Origin of the sequence: Streptomyces longisporoflavus, assembly GCF_014649775.1 — a bacterium.
Lineage (GTDB): Bacteria > Actinomycetota > Actinomycetes > Streptomycetales > Streptomycetaceae > Streptomyces > Streptomyces longisporoflavus.
On sequence record NZ_BMTR01000019.1, the window covers coordinates 1 to 17,298 of the forward strand.

The window sequence follows — 17,298 nt, forward strand, 5'->3', positions numbered from 1 at the left end:
ACGTCGGCATCATCGGCATGCTGATCCTCACGCGCTGGTGGGACTTCTGGACCAGCTGACGGGTTCCCCGGCCACGGGCGGCGTTGTCAGTGGGCTGACGTAGGGTTCGAAGCGTGGAGCCCGACCTGTTCACCGCAGCTGCCGAGGACCGCCAGGAGAAGGACCCTTCGACAAGTCCCCTGGCCGTCCGGATGCGCCCGCGCACCCTCGAAGAAGTAGTCGGCCAGCAGCACCTGCTGAAGCCGGGCTCGCCCCTGCGGAGACTGGTGGGCGAGGGCGGGGGAGGACCGGCGGGACCCTCGTCGGTGTTCCTGTGGGGCCCGCCGGGCATCGGCAAGACGACCCTCGCCTACGTGGTCTCGAAGGCCACGAACAAGCGCTTCGTCGAGCTCTCCGCGATCACCGCGGGCGTGAAGGAAGTCCGCGCGGTCATCGACGGGGCCCGCAGGGCGATGGGCGGTCACGGCAAGGAGACCGTCCTCTTCCTGGACGAGATCCACCGCTTCAGCAAGGCCCAGCAGGACTCCCTGCTGCCCGCCGTCGAGAACCGCTGGGTGACGCTGATCGCGGCGACGACCGAGAACCCGTACTTCTCGATCATCTCCCCGCTCCTGTCCCGCTCCCTGCTCCTCACGCTCGAACCGCTCACGGACGACGACCTGCGCGGCCTGCTGCGCCGGGCGCTCAGCGAGGAGCGGGGCCTCGGCGGCGCGGTGGAGCTGCCCGAGGACACCGAGGAGCATCTCCTGCGGATCTCCGGCGGCGACGCCCGGCGCGCGCTCACCGCCCTGGAGGCGGGCGCCGGCTCGGCCCTGGCCAAGGGCGAGAAGGAGATCACCCTCCAGACCCTGGAGGAGTCGGTCGACCGCGCCGCCGTGAAGTACGACCGGGACGGCGACCAGCACTACGACGTCGCGAGCGCCCTCATCAAGTCCATCCGCGGTTCGGACGTCGACGCGGCCCTGCACTATCTCGCCCGGATGATCGAGGCGGGCGAGGACCCCCGCTTCATCGCACGGCGCCTGATGATCTCCGCGAGCGAGGACATCGGCCTCGCCGACCCCACGGCGCTGCCCACGGCCGTCGCCGCCGCCCAGGCCGTCGCCATGATCGGCTTCCCGGAGGTCGCGCTCACCCTCAGCCACGCCACGATCGCCCTCGCCCTGGCCCCGAAGTCGAACGCCGCGACGATCGCCATCCAGTCCGCCCGGGCCGACGTCCGCGCGGGACTCGCGGGCCCCGTCCCGCCCCACCTGCGCGACGGGCACTACAAGGGAGCGGCCAAGCTCGGCCACGCCCAGGGCTACGTGTATCCGCACGACGTACCGGGCGCGATCGCCGCCCAGCAGTACGCACCGGACACCGTCGCCGCCAAGCGCTACTACCAACCCACGCGGTACGGAGCCGAGGCGCGGTACGCGGACGTGGTCGAGCGGGTCCGCGAGCGCCTCAAGGGCGAGTAGCGCACCCCCGAGGTCACCGCGGCTGAGGCACCCTCCGTCACCCGGTACACTTGCCCGAAGTGCTGCGTCCCGTGTCCGGTCTCGTACCGGCGCCACCAGAACGGGACATCCAGCCGGAGCCCCGGACCTCGCGGTCCAGGGATCTCCAGGAGCGTCGCGCACCGTCGAAGGTGTCGCGGGCAGCCCACCACCATCTCGTACTGCGGGAATCGGTCGGTGGGCCACTCGCGTGCTGCACATAGTGCCCAGACCCGGGAGCGGCTGCCCGCCGGATCCAGAACCACCGGATCCGATGGGTTTCCCGAGCTGCGGATGCGACCTCCCCTAACCCTGGTGAAGCCGATTTCACACTGAACAGAGAGGTTGGTTCATGACGAACCAGTCCCGCCCCAAGGTCAAGAAGTCGCGTGCCCTCGGCATCGCGCTGACCCCGAAGGCCGTCAAGTACTTCGAGGCCCGCCCCTACCCGCCGGGCGAGCACGGCCGTGGGCGCAAGCAGAACTCGGACTACAAGGTCCGTCTGCTCGAGAAGCAGCGTCTGCGCGCGCAGTACGACATCAGCGAGAAGCAGATGGCCCGTGCGTACGACCGCGCCAAGAAGGCCGAAGGCAAGACCGGCGAGGCCCTGGTCATCGAGCTCGAGCGCCGTCTCGACGCCCTGATCCTGCGTTCGGGCATCGCCCGCACGATCTACCAGGCCCGTCAGATGGTCAGCCACGGCCACATCGAGGTCAACGGCGGCAAGGTCGACAAGCCGTCGTTCCGTGTCCGTCCCGACGACGTCGTGATGGTCCGCGAGCGCAGCCGCGAGAAGCCGCTGTTCCAGGTCGCCCGCGAGGGCGGTTTCGCCCCCGACGGCGAGATCCCGCGTTACCTCCAGGTCAACCTGAAGGCCCTGGCCTTCCGCCTGGACCGTGACCCGAACCGCAAGGAGATCCCCGTGATCTGCGACGAGCAGCTCGTCGTCGAGTACTACGCCCGCTGACCCGGACGTAGCTCTCCCTGCTTCAGCCCGTCGCCCGCCCTTCCTTCGTGGAGGGGCAGGCGGCGGGTTTTTGCTTTGCCCCCGGTGCTCGCGCGCAGGGCCCGCGACACGGCGTCGTCCGGCGTGAGCCGGGCCCCGACGGCCAGACAGTCCTCGTAGCGCGCGTCGCCCAGCTGCTCGCGGGCCCGTGCCTCGCACAGCGCGTGCGGCCGGCCGAAGTTCCCCGAGCCGAACAGCGGCGGCCCCACCGAGGGCCAGATGCGGGATGCGGCGCCCTGCAGAACCGCGGCCTCCGCCGGGTCGCCCTCCACTGCCGTGAACAGGGCGAGCAGCTCGATCGCGAGCACCGTGCCGAGCAGGTCGTGGAAGGCGTGGTCCAGGGCGAGGCACCGCATGACCAGCTCACGGGCGGTGGCGGGCTCACCGCGCGTCCAGGCCGCGAAGCCGAGCACATAGAGGGCGTACGCGAGAGTCCAGCGCTCGCCGTGGTCCTCGCAGACCTGGCGGACGTCCTCGCAGAGCACGACCGCGTCGGCGATCTCGCCGCGGAAGGCAAGGGCCATCGCCAGCTCGACCTGGCCCATCAGGACGTTGCTGTTGAGCTCGCCGAGCTCGTGGTACTGGTCTAGGGCCGAGCGCAGCAGGGTCTCGGCCCGCTCCACGTCGTCGGTGAGGAGCGCGAGACAGCCGGTGCGGTGCACGGCGTACGCGGTCGCGATGGCGCTGCCGGTACGTTCCGCCTCGTCCTTGCACTCCTGCAGCGCGGCGAGCGCGGCGGCCGTGTCGCCCTGCAGGACCGCGACGTAGCCGAGCACCCACAGCGCCTTGAGGCGGGAGTCGTCGTGGTCGCCGTCCAGCTCGAGGGCCCGGTCGAGCCAGTGCCGGCCCTCCGCGAGCCGCCCGCAGCCGACCCAGTAGAACCACAGGCTGCCCGCGAGATACTGCCCCAGATGCGTCTCGTCCGGCTCGGTCAGGCAGTACTCGAGAGCGCCCCGCAGGTTGGGCAGCTCGACGTCGACGAGTTCGGCGACCCGCGCCTGGCGCGGCGAGAACCAGTCAAGCTCGCACCAGGTGGCCAGGCCCATGTACCAGTCGCGGTGCCGGCGCCGCATGCGCGCGGCGTCGCCGGTCGCCTCCAGCCAGTCGGCGCCGTACGCCCGGACCGTGTCGAGCATGCGGTAGCGGACGCCCGTCGGCCCTTCCTCGCGGGTCACGACGGACTGGGCGAGCAGCTCGCCGAGCACGTCGAGCACGTCGTCGGCGCGCAGACCGTCGCCGGTGCAGATGTACTCGACCGCGTCCAGGTCGAAGGGGCCGCAGAACACCGAGAGCCGCGCCCACAGCAGACGCTCCTGCGCCGTGCACAGCTCATGGCTCCAGCCGATGGCCGTACGCAGGGTCTGGTGCCGCGGCAGTACATCGCGCCGGGTGCCGGTGAGCAGCGCGAAGCGGTCGTCGAGGCGGGACAGCAGCTGCGCGGGCGAGAGAGCCCGCAGCCGCCCCGCCGCCAGCTCCAGGGCCAGCGGGATCCCGTCCAGGCGGCGGCACAGCTCCGCTACGTCCGCCTCGTTCCCCTCGTCCAGGACGAACCCCGGGAGCCCCGCCGCCGCACGGTCGGCGAAGAGCGCCGCCGCGTCCGGTGCGGGCAGCGGCGCGAGCGGGAAGATCCGCTCGCCCCCGGTGTCGAGGGGCCTGCGCCCCACCGCGAGCACGCGAAGACCGGGGCAGCGGTGCAGCAGATCCCCCACCAGCGAGGCGCACGCCTCCACCAGATGCTCGAACCCGTCGAGGACGAGCAGGACTTCCCGCTCGGCGAGATGGTCGACGAGTACCTTGCGCGGTGTGCGGTGCGTGTGATCCGTCAGACGCAGCGCGTCGGCGACCGCGTGCTCCACCAGTTCCGGATCACGGACCGCCGAGAGCTCCACCAGCCAGGCGCCGCCCCGCGAAGCGGCCGCGGCGGCCGCGCGGACGGCGAGGCGCGATTTCCCGACACCGCCGACGCCGGTCACCGTGATCAGGCGTCCGGTCTCCAACGCGGCGGTGAGCGCGGCCAGTTCGTCGGTGCGTCCCACGAAGGCGGTGAGTTCCAGGGGCAGGTTGCCGGGTCCGGGGGCCTGCGCGGGGAGGCTGTGCCGGTGATCGCCCGTGCGCTGATCGCGTCGCATGAGATACGCAGCGTACCGATGCGTAAGCGGTCCGTACAATCACTTGAGGCAACTCCCCTGACCGAACGCGGTAATGCGGTGCGGAGCCTTCGCCCCGGCGCGATAGGGTCGGGGGACGACTTTTCGATGTTCGGAACCGATGTTTCAGGGAGCGGTGCGCAGTGTCGGGTGGAGAGGTGGCCGGGATCCTGGTGGCCGTCTTCTGGGCGATCCTGGTCTCCTTCCTGGCCGTGGTGCTCGTGAGGCTGGCGCAGACGCTCAGGGCGACGACCAAGCTCGTCGCGGAAGTGACCGAGCAGGCCGTCCCGCTCCTCTCCGACGCCTCCACCGCGGTGCGCTCGGCGCAGACCCAGATCGACCGGGTCGACGCCATCGCGTCGGACGTCCAGGAAGTCACCTCGAACGCGTCGGCGCTCTCCACGACGGTGGCCTCCACCTTCGGCGGGCCCCTCGTCAAGGTCGCGGCGTTCGGCTACGGGGTGCGCAGGGCCCTGGGCCGCAAGGCAGGACCCGAAACAGACCATGTGCCACCGGCACCCGCCCGACGTACCGTGATCGTGGGGCGCACGGTCCCCTCCGCACGGCGGCGGGGCAAGCGGAAGAAGGACTGACGCAGCGATGTTCCGCCGTACGTTCTGGTTCACCGCGGGCGCCGCGGCCGGTGTGTGGGCCACCACCAAGGTCAACCGCAAGATCAGGCAACTGACCCCCGAGAGCCTCGCGGCGCAGGCCGCGAACAAGGCGGTCGAGGCGGGTCACAAGCTCAAGGACTTCGCTCTCGACGTCCGCGACGGCATGGCCCAGCGCGAGGCCGAACTGGGCGAGGCCCTCGGTCTCGAGGCCCCGGTCGACCCCGGACTTCCGGGGCGGCACCGTGTCGTGGTGGCCATCGAGAACGGCAAGACCAGCAAGACCGACAAGAACACGCAGGGCAAGTACCTCTCGAAGTCGAAGTACTCGTACAACCGGAATGAGGACCACTGATGGAGTCGGCCGAGATTCGCCGCCGCTGGCTGAGCTTCTTCGAGGAGCGCGGGCACACCGTCGTCCCTTCGGCGTCGCTCATCGCGGACGACCCGACTCTGCTCCTCGTCCCCGCGGGCATGGTGCCCTTCAAGCCCTACTTCCTGGGTGAGGTCAAGCCGCAGTTCTCGCGCGCCACGAGCGTGCAGAAGTGCGTGCGCACGCCCGACATCGAAGAGGTCGGCAAGACCACGCGGCACGGCACGTTCTTCCAGATGTGCGGCAACTTCTCCTTTGGCGACTACTTCAAGGAAGGCGCCATCACGTACGCCTGGGAGCTGCTCACCAGCTCCGTGGCGGACGGCGGCTACGGCCTCGACCCCGAGCGCCTGTGGGTGACGGTCTACCTCGACGACGACGAGGCCGAGACCATCTGGCGCGAGAAGGTGGGCGTACCCGCCGAGCGCATCCAGCGCCTGGGCAAGAAGGACAACTACTGGTCCATGGGCGTCCCCGGACCCTGCGGCCCCTGCTCCGAGATCAACTACGACCGCGGCCCCGAGTTCGGCGTCGAGGGCGGCCCCGCCGTCAACGACGAGCGCTACGTGGAGATCTGGAACCTGGTCTTCATGCAGTACGAGCGCGGCGAGGGCACCTCGAAGGAGGACTTCGAGATCCTCGGCGAGCTGCCCAGCAAGAACATCGACACCGGCCTCGGTCTCGAACGCCTCGCGATGATCCTGCAGGGCGTACAGAACATGTACGAGACCGACACCCTGCGCGTCGTCATGGACAAGGCCACCGAACTGACCGGCGTGCGGTACGGCGCCGAGCAGGGCTCTGACGTCTCCCTGCGCGTGGTCGCCGACCACATGCGGACGTCCGTGATGCTCATCGGCGACGGCGTCACCCCCGGCAACGAAGGCCGCGGCTATGTGCTGCGCCGCATCATGCGCCGCGCCATCCGCAACATGCGTCTGATGGGCGCCACAGGACCGGTCGTCCACGAGCTCGTCGACACGGTCATCAAGTCGATGGGCGAGCAGTACCCCGAGCTGCGATCCGACCGCAAGCGCATCGAGACCGTCGCGCTCGCCGAAGAGGCCGCCTTCCTCAAGGCCCTCAAGGGCGGCACGAACATTCTCGACACCGCCGTCACCGAGACCAAGGCCGTCGGCGGCAAGGTCCTCTCCGGCGACAAGGCGTTCCTGCTGCACGACACGTGGGGCTTCCCGATCGACCTCACCCTGGAGATGGCCGCCGAACAGGGCCTCTCGGTGGACGAGGACGGCTTCCGGCGCCTGATGAAGGAGCAGCGGGAGCGCGCCAAGGCCGACGCCCAGGCCAAGAAGACCGGCCACGCCGACCTGCACGCCTACCGCGAGATCGCCGACAACGCCGGCGCCACGGACTTCACCGGCTACACCCTCACCGAGAACGAGGCCTCGATCGTCGGCCTCCTGGTCAACGGCGTCTCGTCGCCCGCCGCCCGCGAGGGCGACGAGGTCGAGGTCGTCCTCGACCGCACCCCCTTCTACGCCGAGGGCGGCGGCCAGATCGGTGACACCGGCCGGATCCGCCTCGACAACGGCGCGGTCGTCGAGATCCGCGACGTGCAGAAGCCGGTCCCCGGCGTGCACGTCCACAAGGGTGTCGTCCAGGTGGGCGAGATCACCGTCGGCGCACCGGTCTGGGCCTCGATTGACGCGCGCCGCCGCACGGCCATCGCGCGCGCCCACTCCGCCACGCACCTCACGCACCAGGCGCTGCGCGACGCGCTCGGCCCGACGGCCGCGCAGGCCGGTTCCGAGAACCAGCCCGGCCGCTTCCGCTTCGACTTCGGCTCTCCGTCCGCCGTGCCCACGGCCGTCATGACGGACGTCGAGCAGAAGATCAACGAAGTGCTCGCCCACGAGCTCGACGTGCAGGCCGAGGTCATGTCGATCGACGAGGCCAAGAAGCAGGGCGCCATCGCCGAGTTCGGCGAGAAGTACGGCGAGCGGGTCCGCGTGGTCACCATCGGCGACTTCTCCAAGGAACTGTGCGGCGGCACGCACGTCCACAACACCGCCCAGCTGGGCCTGGTGAAGCTGCTCGGAGAGTCGTCCATCGGTTCGGGCGTGCGCCGCATCGAGGCCCTGGTCGGCGTCGACGCGTACAACTTCCTCGCCAAGGAGCACACGGTCGTCGCCCAGCTCCAGGAGCTGATCAAGGGCCGTTCCGAGGAGCTGCCCGAGAAGGTCGCCGCCATGCTCGGCAAGCTGAAGGACGCGGAGAAGGAGATCGACAAGTTCCGCGCGGAGAAGGTCCTCGCGGCCGCCGCCGGTCTCGTCGACAGTGCCAAGGACGTACGAGGCGTCGCCCTGGTCACCGGCCAGGTGCCGGACGGCACGGGCGCCGACGACCTGCGCAAGCTGGTCCTCGACGTGCGCCACCGCATCCCCGGCGACCGCCCGGCCGTCGTCGCCCTGTTCACCACGGCCAACGGCCGACCGCTGACGGTCATCGCCACGAACGAAGCCGCCCGTGAGCGCGGCCTCAAGGCCGGCGACCTGGTCCGTACGGCCGCCAAGACCCTCGGCGGCGGTGGCGGCGGCAAGCCGGACGTCGCCCAGGGCGGCGGCCAAAACCCCGCGGCCATCGGTGACGCCATGGCCGCCGTCGAGCGCCTCGTCGGCGAGACGGCCTGATGGACGACTCCTCAGGGGGCATGCGCAGGGGCCGACGCCTTGCCGTCGACGTCGGTGACGCCCGGATCGGGGTCGCCTCGTGCGACCCCGACGGGATCCTCGCCACGCCGGTGGAGACGGTTCCGGGACGCGATGTCCCGGCCGCGCAGCGCCGGTTGAAGCAGCTCGTCGACGAGTACGAACCGATCGAGATCGTCGTCGGTCTCCCTCGCTCCCTCAACGGGGGCGAGGGCCCGGCGGCCGCCAAGATCCGCGCGTTCGTCCAGGACCTCGCCCGCATGGTGGCCCCCATTTCAGTGAGGCTCGTGGACGAGAGGATGACCACAGTGACGGCCAGTCAGGGCCTGCGCGCCTCGGGCGTGAAGTCCAAAAAGGGCAGGTCTGTCATCGATCAGGCGGCGGCCGTCATCATCCTTCAGCAGGCTCTGGAGTCCGAACGGGCGTCAGGTAAAGCTCCGGGCGAGGGCGTCGAAGTGGTCATCTGATCGCGATACGGTAACGTTCCGCGCGATGCGGCGGTGTTCGAACAGCTGCCGCACAGCATCAAGAGGCGGAACGGTTGCCCTCCCACTCAGACGGCGGCCCCGCCTCGCGGCATGTAGGGGATCGATGACTGAGTATGGCCGGGGCACGGGCTCCGAACCGTGGCATCCCGAGGACCCGTTGTACGGGGACGGCGGATGGGGAGGACAGCAGCCTTCGGGCGGCCAGTCCGCCTACGGCGGCCAGGGGCAGTACCACCCTCAGCAGCATGCCCAGCAGCCGCAGCAACCCCACCAGGCCCAGTACGACGACTGGAGCACGGGCCAGCAGCAGGCCTACGGCCAGCAGCAGTACGGCGGGCCCGCAGGCCAGCAGCAGTACAACGGCGGCCCCGAGCAGCAGTACAACGGCGGCTGGGACGCAGGCCGGCAGGGTCAGGCCGCGTACACCGCCGATCCGTCGGACCCCTACGGCCACCAGGCGGGCGGCTACGGCGCGGAGAGCCCGGACTACTACGGCACTCCCGACGCGTACCCTCCGCCGGAGCCGCCGTCCCGCCGCCGCCCCGACCCCGAGCCGCAGCAGGACTGGGACCCGGGGCCGGACCAGGGCGAGCACGCCTTCTTCTCCGGCGCCGATGACGACGAGGACGAGTACGACGACGACGATCCGGGCCGCCGTGGTGGCCGCGGGGACCGTCGGGGCGGCCGGGGCGGCAAGAAACCGAAGAAGCGCAGGAGTGGTTGCGCGTGCCTGGTCGTGACGCTGGTGTTTGCCGGCGGCCTCGGCGGGGTCGGCTATTTCGGCTACCAGTTCTACCAGGACCGCTTCGGCGCCGCCCCGGACTACGCGGGCGAGGGCACCGGCACCGCGACCGTCGAGATCCCGAAGGGATCCGGCGGCTTTGCGATCGGCCAGAAACTGAAGGACGCCGGGGTCGTCAAGAGCGTGGACGCCTTTGTCTCCGCGCAGGCGCAGAACCCCAAGGGTGAAACCATTCAGGAGGGCGTCTATCTCCTGAAGAAGGAAATGTCGGCCAAGAGCGCGGTCGACCTGATGCTCAGCCCGAAGAGCCGCAATAACCTCATCATTCCCGAGGGTCGGCGGAATTCCTGGGTTTATGGGCAGATCGATACTCGTCTGGAGCTTGAAAAGGGCACCACCGAGAAGGTCGCCAAGAAGGAATGGAAGAATCTCGGGCTTCCTGCCTGGGCGAACACCAGCAAGGACATCAAGGACCCGCTCGAGGGCTTCCTTTATCCCTCCAGCTACGCGGTTGCCAAGGGTCAGAAGCCCGAAGCCGTGCTCAAGAAGATGGTCGCCCACGCCAGTCAGAGGTACGAGGAGATGGGCCTCAAGTCGAAGGCCGCAGAACTGCAGTTGGAGAACCCGCTGCAGGTCCTCACGGTGGCCAGCCTGGTCCAGGCCGAAGGCATGACGCACGACGACTTCAAGAAGATGGCGTCTGTCGTCTACAACCGCCTCAAGACGTCGAACACCGTGACCAACCAGAAGCTCGAATTCGACTCGACGTACAACTACCTCAAGGGGCAGAGCGAGATCAATATCCCGATCTCGAAGATCCGGACCGACCCGGATCCGTACAACACCTACTTCCACAAGGGCCTCCCGCCGGGGCCGATCGGGAACCCGGGTGACGAAGCGCTGGCGGCCACCCTGGCTCCTGACGGCGGTGGCTGGATGTTCTTCATCTCCGTCGACGGAAAGAAGACCCAGTTCACCAAGACGCTGTCCGAGCACGAGAAGCTGGTCGCCAAGTTCAACGATCGGCAGAAGAATGGTGACTAAACAAGGCCGCCGAGCCGCAGTCCTCGGCTCCCCCATCGCCCACTCCCTCTCCCCGGTGCTGCACCGCGCCGCATACGAGGAGCTGGGTCTCGCCGAGTGGACGTACGACCTGTTCGACGTCGACGAGGCGGCGCTGGCCGGCTTTCTGAAGGGCCTCGGGTCCGAGTGGGCCGGACTCTCGCTGACGATGCCGCTCAAGCGCGCGGTGATCCCGCTGCTCGACGAGATCAGCGGGACCGCCGCGTCCGTCGAGGCGGTCAACACCGTCGTCTTCGGGCAGGACGGCCGCCGCGTCGGCGACAACACCGACATCCCCGGCATGGTCGCCGCGCTGCGGGAACGCGGCATCGAGCAGGTCGAGACGGCGGCGATCCTCGGCGCCGGCGCCACCGCGTCCTCCGCGCTCGCCGCGCTGGCGCGGATCTGCACGGGCGAGGTCGTCGCGTACGTACGCAGCCAGGCGCGCGCCGCCGAGATGCGGCAGTGGGGCGAGCGGCTCGACGTGGACGTGCGCACGGCGGACTGGGCGGACGCCGAGCAGGCGCTGAGCGCGCCGCTGGTGATCGCCACGACGCCCGCGGGCGCGACCGACGCGCTGTCCGCCGCCGTGCCCGAGCGGCCCACCACTCTCTTCGACGTCCTGTACGACCCGTGGCCCACCGCGCTCGCGGCCCGCTGGTCGATGTATGGCGGAGCCGTCGTCAGCGGGCTCGATCTCCTCGTGCACCAGGCCGTGCTGCAGGTCGAGCAGATGACGGGGTGTACGCCCGCGCCGCTGATCGCGATGCGCAAGGCGGGGGAGCACGCGCTGGCCGCTCGCTAGGACGTCCGTTTCCCCGCGGACGTCCGCTTCGTGGACCGGAGGCCGGGGCCCGCGTCCCGACGTGGGAGGATCAGGGTGGCGGGCCAGGGCCGCGCACCCGGTCGCGCCACGCAGTTCCAGGCGCGAGCATGAGGAGCACCGTTGAGCAGGTTGCGTTGGCTGACCGCGGGAGAGTCCCACGGACCCGCACTTGTCGCGACGCTGGAGGGTCTTCCCGCCGGCGTGCCGATCACCACGGAGATGGTGGCGGACCACCTGGCCCGGCGGCGCCTCGGCTATGGGCGCGGTGCGCGCATGAAATTCGAGCGTGACGAGGTCACCTTCCTGGGCGGCGTCCGGCACGGCCTGACCATGGGCTCGCCGGTGGCGATCATGGTGGGCAACACCGAGTGGCCCAAGTGGGAGCAGGTCATGGCGGCCGACCCGGTCGACCCCGGGGTCCTCGCCGACCTGGCCCGCAACGCCCCGCTGACCCGTCCGCGGCCCGGCCACGCCGACCTCGCGGGCATGCAGAAGTACGGCTTCGACGAGGCCCGGCCGATCCTGGAGCGTGCCTCGGCGCGCGAGACCGCGGCCCGCGTCGCCCTCGGCGCGGTCGCCCGCTCGTACCTCAAGGAGACGGCCGGGATCGAGATCGTCAGCCATGTGACGGAGCTGGCGAGCGCCAAGGCTCCGTACGGCGTCTACCCGACCCCCGCCGACGTCGAGAAGCTCGACGCCGACCCCGTGCGCTGCCTCGACGCGGACGCGAGCAAGGCGATGGTCGCCGAGATCGACCAGGCCCACAAGGACGGCGACACCCTCGGCGGCGTCGTCGAGGTGCTCGCGTACGGCGTGCCCGTCGGGCTCGGCTCGCACGTGCACTGGGACCGGCGTCTCGACGCGCGGCTCGCCGCCGCGCTCATGGGCATCCAGGCCATCAAGGGCGTCGAGGTCGGCGACGGCTTCGACCTCGCGCGGGTGCCGGGCTCCAAGGCGCACGACGAGATCGTCTCCACCGACGACGGCATCAGGCGCACCTCCGGCCGCTCCGGCGGCACCGAGGGCGGCCTGACCACCGGTGAGCTGCTGCGCGTACGTGCCGCGATGAAGCCCATCGCGACCGTGCCGCGCGCCCTCGCCACCGTCGACGTCGCCACCGGCGAGGCCACCAAGGCGCACCACCAGCGCTCCGACGTGTGCGCGGTCCCGGCGGCCGGCATCGTCGCCGAGGCGATGGTCGCGCTGACCCTGGCCGACGCCGTCGCCGAGAAGTTCGGCGGCGACAGCGTGCCCGAGACCAGGCGCAACGTGGCGTCGTACCTCGACAACCTCCAGATCCGGTGACCGGCCCGCAGATCGTCCTTGTCGGACCGATGGGCGTGGGCAAGTCGACGGTGGGCGCACTGCTCGCCGAGCGCCTCGGCACCGCCTTCCGGGACACCGACGCCGACATCGTGGCCGCACAGGGCAGGGAGATCGCGGAGATCTTCGTGGACGAGGGCGAGCCGCGCTTCCGCGAGCTCGAACGGCAGGCCGTGCGGACGGCGCTCGCCGAGCACGCGGGCATCCTCGCCCTCGGTGGGGGCGCGATCCTCGACGACTCGTCCCGCGCGCTGCTCGCCCCGCACCCCGTCGTCTATCTGTCGATGGACGTCGAGGAGGCGGTCAAGCGCACCGGCCTCAACCAGGCGCGCCCGCTGCTCTCGGTCAACCCGCGCAAGCAGTGGCGCGAACTGATGAACGCCCGCCGCCACTTGTACGCCGAAGTCGCCCGCGCCGTCGTCGCCACCGACGACCGCACCCCCGAAGAGGTCGCCCAAGCGGTCCTCGACGCACTGGAGTTGAAGGAAGCATGACGGAGACCGCTGAGACGTCGGGGCAGACGCCCACCCGCATCCAGGTCGGCGGCACCGCGGGCACCGAGCCGTACGAGGTCCTCGTCGGCCGGCAGCTCCTCGGCGAGCTGCCCGGCCTGATCGGCGAGCGGACCAAGCGCGTCGCGATCATCCACCCGGAGGCGCTCGCCGAGACCGGCGACGCGCTGCGCGACGATCTGGCGGGACAGGGCTTCGAGGTCGTCGCCATCCAGGTGCCGAACGCCGAGGAGGCCAAGACCGCCGAGGTCGCCGCGTACTGCTGGAAGGCTCTCGGCCAGTCCGGCTTCACGCGCAGCGACATCATCATCGGTGTCGGCGGCGGGGCCACCACGGACCTCGCCGGTTTCGTGGCCGCGACCTGGCTGCGCGGCGTCCGCTGGATCGCCGTGCCGACCACCGTGCTCGGCATGGTGGACGCCGCGGTCGGCGGCAAGACCGGCATCAACACCGCCGAGGGCAAGAACCTGGTGGGCTCCTTCCACCCGCCGGTCGGGGTCCTGTGCGACCTGGCGGCGCTCGACTCGCTGCCGGTCAACGACTTCGTGTCGGGCCTCGCGGAGATCATCAAGGCCGGTTTCATCGCCGACCCGGCGATCCTCGAACTGATCGAGGCGGACCCCGAGGCGGCGCGCAGCCCGCAGGGCCCGCACACGGCCGAGCTGATCGAGCGCTCCATCAAGGTCAAGGCGGAGGTCGTCTCCGGCGATCTCAAGGAGTCGGGCCTGCGCGAGATCCTCAACTACGGCCACACCCTCGCCCACGCCATCGAGAAGAACGAGCGCTACAAGTGGCGGCACGGCGCCGCCGTCTCCGTGGGCATGGCCTTCGCGGCCGAACTCGGCCGCCTGGCCGGGCGTCTCGACGACGCGACCGCCGACCGGCACCGCACCGTCCTGGAGTCGGTCGGCCTGCCCCTGAGCTACCGCTACGACCAGTGGCCCAAGCTCCTGGAGACCATGAAGGTCGACAAGAAGTCCCGCGGTGACCTGCTGCGTTTCATCGTCCTCGACGGCCTCGGCAAGCCGACCGTCCTGGAGGGACCGGACCCGGCGATGCTGCTCGCCGCGTACGGCGAAGTGGCGAACTAGCGCCCGAGAAGCGCTGAATCGGCCCGCCGGAACAAGCCACGGGCACCCTGCGGCCTCCCCGGCCGTTCACACAACGTCGGCCGGGGACGGTACCGTTCGGTAACGGGTGGCCCCGGCCGCCGCCCGACCAGCGTCAGTCGCACGAGACGGAGTGGCACCGGATGCAGCACGCAGTGGGGTCTCCGCTGCCGCCGCCCCATCAGCCGGGGCACGGACCGGCCACCGGCTGGTCCCCGGCCGCACATCACCCGAGCGGTCCGCCGCCGGGTGCAGCGCCGGGCGGCCCGCCGCCTCCCGCGCCGGGATTCGCCGGCGCCCCGCACCCACCGGGCACGGCCCCGCACCCGCAGGCCCCGCACCCGCAGGCCGCCCACCCGCAGGGCCCGGCCCCCCACGCGCACGCCCCGGCACCGCAGCACGCGGGTCCCGCCCCGCAGCACGGCGCCGCCTCCCAGCACACCCACGCGCCCGGCGCCCCCGTGCCGCCGACGCCGGACACGACCGGCCACATCCAGCTCCCGCCCGGCGGCCCCGTCGCCATGCCGAGCCCCCCGCCCGGCACGGCACGGGCGGACACCGGCGCCACCACGCTTGCCGTCCTCCTGATCGGCCCCGCGGGCGCGGGCAAGACGAGCGTCGCCAAGTACTGGGCGGAGCACCGCAGCGTGCCGACCGCCCACATCAGCCTCGACGACGTACGGGAATGGGTGCGCTCGGGCTTCGCGGACCCGCAGTCGGGGTGGAACGACCACTCCGAGGCCCAGTACCGCCTGGCGCGCCGCACCTGCGGCTTCTCCGCTCGCAACTTCCTGGCCAACGGCATCTCGTGCATCCTCGACGACGCGGTCTTCCCCGACCGCCCGGTGGTCGGCCTCGGCGGCTGGAAGCGGCATGTGGGCCCCGGCCTCCTCCCGGTGGTCCTGCTGCCCGGCCTGGAGATCGTCCTGGAGCGCAACGCCGAGCGCAGCGGCAACCGCCGCCTCACGGACGAGGAAGTGGCCCGCATCCACGGCCGTATGGCCGGCTGGTACGGCTCGGGCCTGCCCATCATCGACAACAGCCAGCTGGACGTGCCCGCCACGGCCCGGGTCCTCGACGACGTCCTGGCCCGCTCCATCGCGAGCCCGCCGCAGTGGTAGGCCGGTCCGCCTGAGGTTGCCGGGACAGCCGTGGCCCCCTCGGTCGGACGCGCTCGACCGGCCGTCCCGCGCCGGCGCTCATAGGCTCGTCGCATGTCAGAGGTGTACGTGGCCCGCCGTGAGCGGTTGAGGGAGCGTTGTGCCGCGGGCGGCAGCGCGTCGGCGCTGGTGTCCCGTCCCGCCAACGTGCGGTATCTCGCGGGAGCGGCGCCGCAGGGCGCCGTGCTCCTGCTGGGCAGAACCGAAGACCTGCTCCTGTGCGGCAGACCGCCCGGCGACGACCAGGGCGAGGAGCGGCCGGACGACGGACTGCGGGTGCACCTGCTCGACGCCTCCGGCGGGGACCCCGCCGTGGCGGGGGCCGATCTCGCGGCCGCGCAGGGCGCCGATTCGCTGGCCGTCGAGGAGCACGACCTCACCGTCGCCCGGCATCGCGCGCTCGGCTCCGTCGCGCCGCGTCTGCGGCTCGCCGATCTCGGGGGAGCGGTCGAACAGCAGCGGCTGGTCAAGGACAAGGAGGAGATCTCCTGTCTGCGGATCGGCTCCGAGATCGCGGACCAGGCACTCGGCGAGCTGCTCGAATCCATTCTGGTGGGGCGTACGGAACGTCATCTCGCCCTGGAACTGGAGCGCCGCCTCGTCGACCACGGAGCCGACGGGCCCGCCTTCCCGACCTCCGTCGCCACCGGACCGAACTCGGGCCGGGGCGGCCACCGGCCGACCGACCGGCGGGTGGAGGAGGGCGATTTCCTCTCCGTCTGCCTCGGGGCCAGCTATCGGGGTTACCGGTGCGAGATCGGGCGCACGTTCGTCATCGGTACGTCTCCGGCGGACTGGCAGATCGAGCTGTACGACCTCGTCTTCGCCGCTCAGCGGGCGGGCAGGGAGGCGCTGGCACCGGGCGCCGCCTACCGTGACATCGACCGGGCGGCACGGCATGTGCTGGACTCCGCAGGGTATGCGGACGGTCTCCCTCCGCTGATGGGACACGGGGTGGGGCTCGAAATCGACGAGGACCCGCAGTTGGCCCCCGCGGCCATGGGTAAACTGGACGCTTGCGTGCCGGTCACCGTCGAACCGGGGGTTCACATCCCGGGACGGGGAGGTGTCCGGATCGATGACACGCTCGTCGTGCGCCCCGAGGCGGACGGCGGACCCGAGCTACTCACCATCACGACCAAGGAGCTGCTCGCGCTCTAGCTTTCCGAGCTATGCGCGTGCGCCGGGGTCGTCCACGTCAGTCCAGGAGATTCCGCAACCGTGGCTTCCACGAACGACCTCAAGAACGGCCTGGTGCTCAAGCTCGACGGGGGCCAGCTCTGGTCCGTCGTCGAGTTCCAGCACGTCAAGCCCGGCAAGGGCCCCGCCTTCGTGCGCACCAAGCTCAAGAACGTGCTGTCGGGCAAGGTCGTCGACAAGACCTTCAACGCCGGCGTCAAGGTCGACACGGCGACGATCGACAAGCGCGACATGCAGTTCTCCTACATGGACGGCGACTACTTCGTCTTCATGGACATGGAGACGTACGACCAGCTGCACGTCGACCGCAAGGCCGTCGGCGACGCCGCCAACTTCCTGATCGAGGGCTTCACGGCCTCCGTCGCCCAGCACGAGGGCGAGGTTCTCTACGTCGAGCTGCCCGCCGCCGTCGAGCTCGTCATCCAGGAGACCGAGCCCGGCGTCCAGGGCGACCGCTCCACCGGCGGCACCAAGCCCGCGACGCTGGAGACCGGCCACCAGATCCAGGTCCCGCTCTTCATCACCACGGGCGAGAAGATCAAGGTCGACACCCGTGACAGCGGCTACCTCGGCCGGGTGAACAGCTAAC

General features: G+C 70.8%; 15 protein-coding genes. 14 read left to right on the forward strand and 1 reads right to left on the reverse strand.

Annotated features, from left to right (window positions below; genetic code table 11):
* Nucleotides 1-113 precede the first annotated feature (113 nt).
* Nucleotides 114-1,463, forward strand: a complete 1,350-nt coding sequence (locus IE226_RS31665) for a replication-associated recombination protein A (RefSeq protein WP_190084863.1) — start codon at nt 114-116, stop codon at nt 1,461-1,463.
* A gap of 370 nt (nt 1,464-1,833) precedes the next feature.
* Entirely contained in the window at nt 1,834-2,448 is a 615-nt protein-coding gene (gene rpsD / locus IE226_RS31670; RefSeq protein ID WP_190084864.1) for a 30S ribosomal protein S4, read from the forward strand.
* Here rpsD and IE226_RS31675 read toward each other — a convergent pair.
* Entirely contained in the window at nt 2,436-4,616 is a 2,181-nt protein-coding gene (locus IE226_RS31675) for an ATP-binding protein (protein ID WP_229871652.1), read from the reverse strand. The two genes, rpsD and IE226_RS31675, sit on opposite strands and share 13 nt — an antisense overlap.
* Before the next feature lie 161 nt (nt 4,617-4,777).
* On the opposite strand from IE226_RS31675, the gene IE226_RS31680 reads away from it, so the two are divergent.
* The 12 genes from IE226_RS31680 (at nt 4,778) to efp (ending at nt 17,297) form a co-directional block, all read left to right on the forward strand.
* Complete coding sequence (locus IE226_RS31680) at nt 4,778-5,227, forward strand: DUF948 domain-containing protein (protein WP_190084865.1); 450 nt, start codon at nt 4,778-4,780, stop codon at nt 5,225-5,227.
* A 7-nt stretch (nt 5,228-5,234) separates the two neighbouring features.
* Nucleotides 5,235-5,600: a DUF6167 family protein gene (locus IE226_RS31685; protein ID WP_190084866.1), complete on the forward strand. Its 366-nt coding sequence runs from the start codon at nt 5,235-5,237 to the stop codon at nt 5,598-5,600.
* The gene (gene alaS, locus IE226_RS31690; RefSeq protein WP_190084867.1) at nt 5,600-8,269 is read left to right on the forward strand and encodes an alanine--tRNA ligase; all 2,670 of its coding nucleotides are present in this window, start codon (nt 5,600-5,602) and stop codon (nt 8,267-8,269) included. Before IE226_RS31685 ends, alaS begins: the two co-directional genes overlap by 1 nt.
* The gene (gene ruvX, locus IE226_RS31695; RefSeq protein WP_229871653.1) at nt 8,269-8,754 is read left to right on the forward strand and encodes a Holliday junction resolvase RuvX; all 486 of its coding nucleotides are present in this window, start codon (nt 8,269-8,271) and stop codon (nt 8,752-8,754) included. Before alaS ends, ruvX begins: the two co-directional genes overlap by 1 nt.
* 124 nt (nt 8,755-8,878) lie before the next feature.
* Nucleotides 8,879-10,561 carry an endolytic transglycosylase MltG gene (gene mltG, locus IE226_RS31700; RefSeq protein ID WP_190084868.1) on the forward strand — a complete coding sequence of 561 codons (1,683 nt, stop codon included), beginning with the start codon at nt 8,879-8,881 and terminating at the stop codon, nt 10,559-10,561.
* Nucleotides 10,551-11,384, forward strand: a complete 834-nt coding sequence (locus IE226_RS31705; RefSeq protein WP_190084869.1) for a shikimate dehydrogenase — start codon at nt 10,551-10,553, stop codon at nt 11,382-11,384. The genes mltG and IE226_RS31705 overlap by 11 nt, the downstream gene beginning before the upstream one ends.
* 141 nt (nt 11,385-11,525) lie before the next feature.
* Nucleotides 11,526-12,710 (forward strand): chorismate synthase, encoded by a 1,185-nt coding sequence (gene aroC, locus IE226_RS31710; RefSeq protein ID WP_190084870.1) that lies wholly within the window; start codon nt 11,526-11,528, stop codon nt 12,708-12,710.
* The gene (locus IE226_RS31715) at nt 12,707-13,222 is read left to right on the forward strand and encodes a shikimate kinase (RefSeq protein WP_190084871.1); all 516 of its coding nucleotides are present in this window, start codon (nt 12,707-12,709) and stop codon (nt 13,220-13,222) included. Before aroC ends, IE226_RS31715 begins: the two co-directional genes overlap by 4 nt.
* Nucleotides 13,219-14,331 carry a 3-dehydroquinate synthase gene (aroB, locus tag IE226_RS31720; protein ID WP_190084872.1) on the forward strand — a complete coding sequence of 371 codons (1,113 nt, stop codon included), beginning with the start codon at nt 13,219-13,221 and terminating at the stop codon, nt 14,329-14,331. Before IE226_RS31715 ends, aroB begins: the two co-directional genes overlap by 4 nt.
* A 161-nt stretch (nt 14,332-14,492) precedes the next feature.
* Nucleotides 14,493-15,470, forward strand: a complete 978-nt coding sequence (locus IE226_RS31725) for a Pro-rich N-terminal domain-containing protein (protein WP_190084873.1) — start codon at nt 14,493-14,495, stop codon at nt 15,468-15,470.
* Nucleotides 15,471-15,563: 93 nt separating this feature from the next.
* Nucleotides 15,564-16,670, forward strand: a complete 1,107-nt coding sequence (locus tag IE226_RS31730; RefSeq protein ID WP_190084874.1) for an aminopeptidase P family protein — start codon at nt 15,564-15,566, stop codon at nt 16,668-16,670.
* Nucleotides 16,671-16,730: 60 nt separating this feature from the next.
* Nucleotides 16,731-17,297: an elongation factor P gene (gene efp / locus IE226_RS31735; protein ID WP_190084875.1), complete on the forward strand. Its 567-nt coding sequence runs from the start codon at nt 16,731-16,733 to the stop codon at nt 17,295-17,297.
* Nucleotide 17,298: the final 1 nt, after the last annotated feature.

Coding starts and splice junctions, on each gene's coding strand:
- rpsD (WP_190084864.1), top strand. CDS start 1,834: ATGACGAACCAGTCCCGCCCCAAGGTCAAGAAGTCGCGTGCCCTCGGC.
- IE226_RS31675 (WP_229871652.1), bottom strand. CDS start 4,616: ATGCGACGCGATCAGCGCACGGGCGATCACCGGCACAGCCTCCCCGCG.
- IE226_RS31685 (WP_190084866.1), top strand. CDS start 5,235: ATGTTCCGCCGTACGTTCTGGTTCACCGCGGGCGCCGCGGCCGGTGTG.
- alaS (WP_190084867.1), top strand. CDS start 5,600: ATGGAGTCGGCCGAGATTCGCCGCCGCTGGCTGAGCTTCTTCGAGGAG.
- ruvX (WP_229871653.1), top strand. CDS start 8,269: ATGGACGACTCCTCAGGGGGCATGCGCAGGGGCCGACGCCTTGCCGTC.
- mltG (WP_190084868.1), top strand. CDS start 8,879: ATGACTGAGTATGGCCGGGGCACGGGCTCCGAACCGTGGCATCCCGAG.
- IE226_RS31705 (WP_190084869.1), top strand. CDS start 10,551: ATGGTGACTAAACAAGGCCGCCGAGCCGCAGTCCTCGGCTCCCCCATC.
- aroB (WP_190084872.1), top strand. CDS start 13,219: ATGACGGAGACCGCTGAGACGTCGGGGCAGACGCCCACCCGCATCCAG.
- IE226_RS31725 (WP_190084873.1), top strand. CDS start 14,493: ATGCAGCACGCAGTGGGGTCTCCGCTGCCGCCGCCCCATCAGCCGGGG.
- IE226_RS31730 (WP_190084874.1), top strand. CDS start 15,564: ATGTCAGAGGTGTACGTGGCCCGCCGTGAGCGGTTGAGGGAGCGTTGT.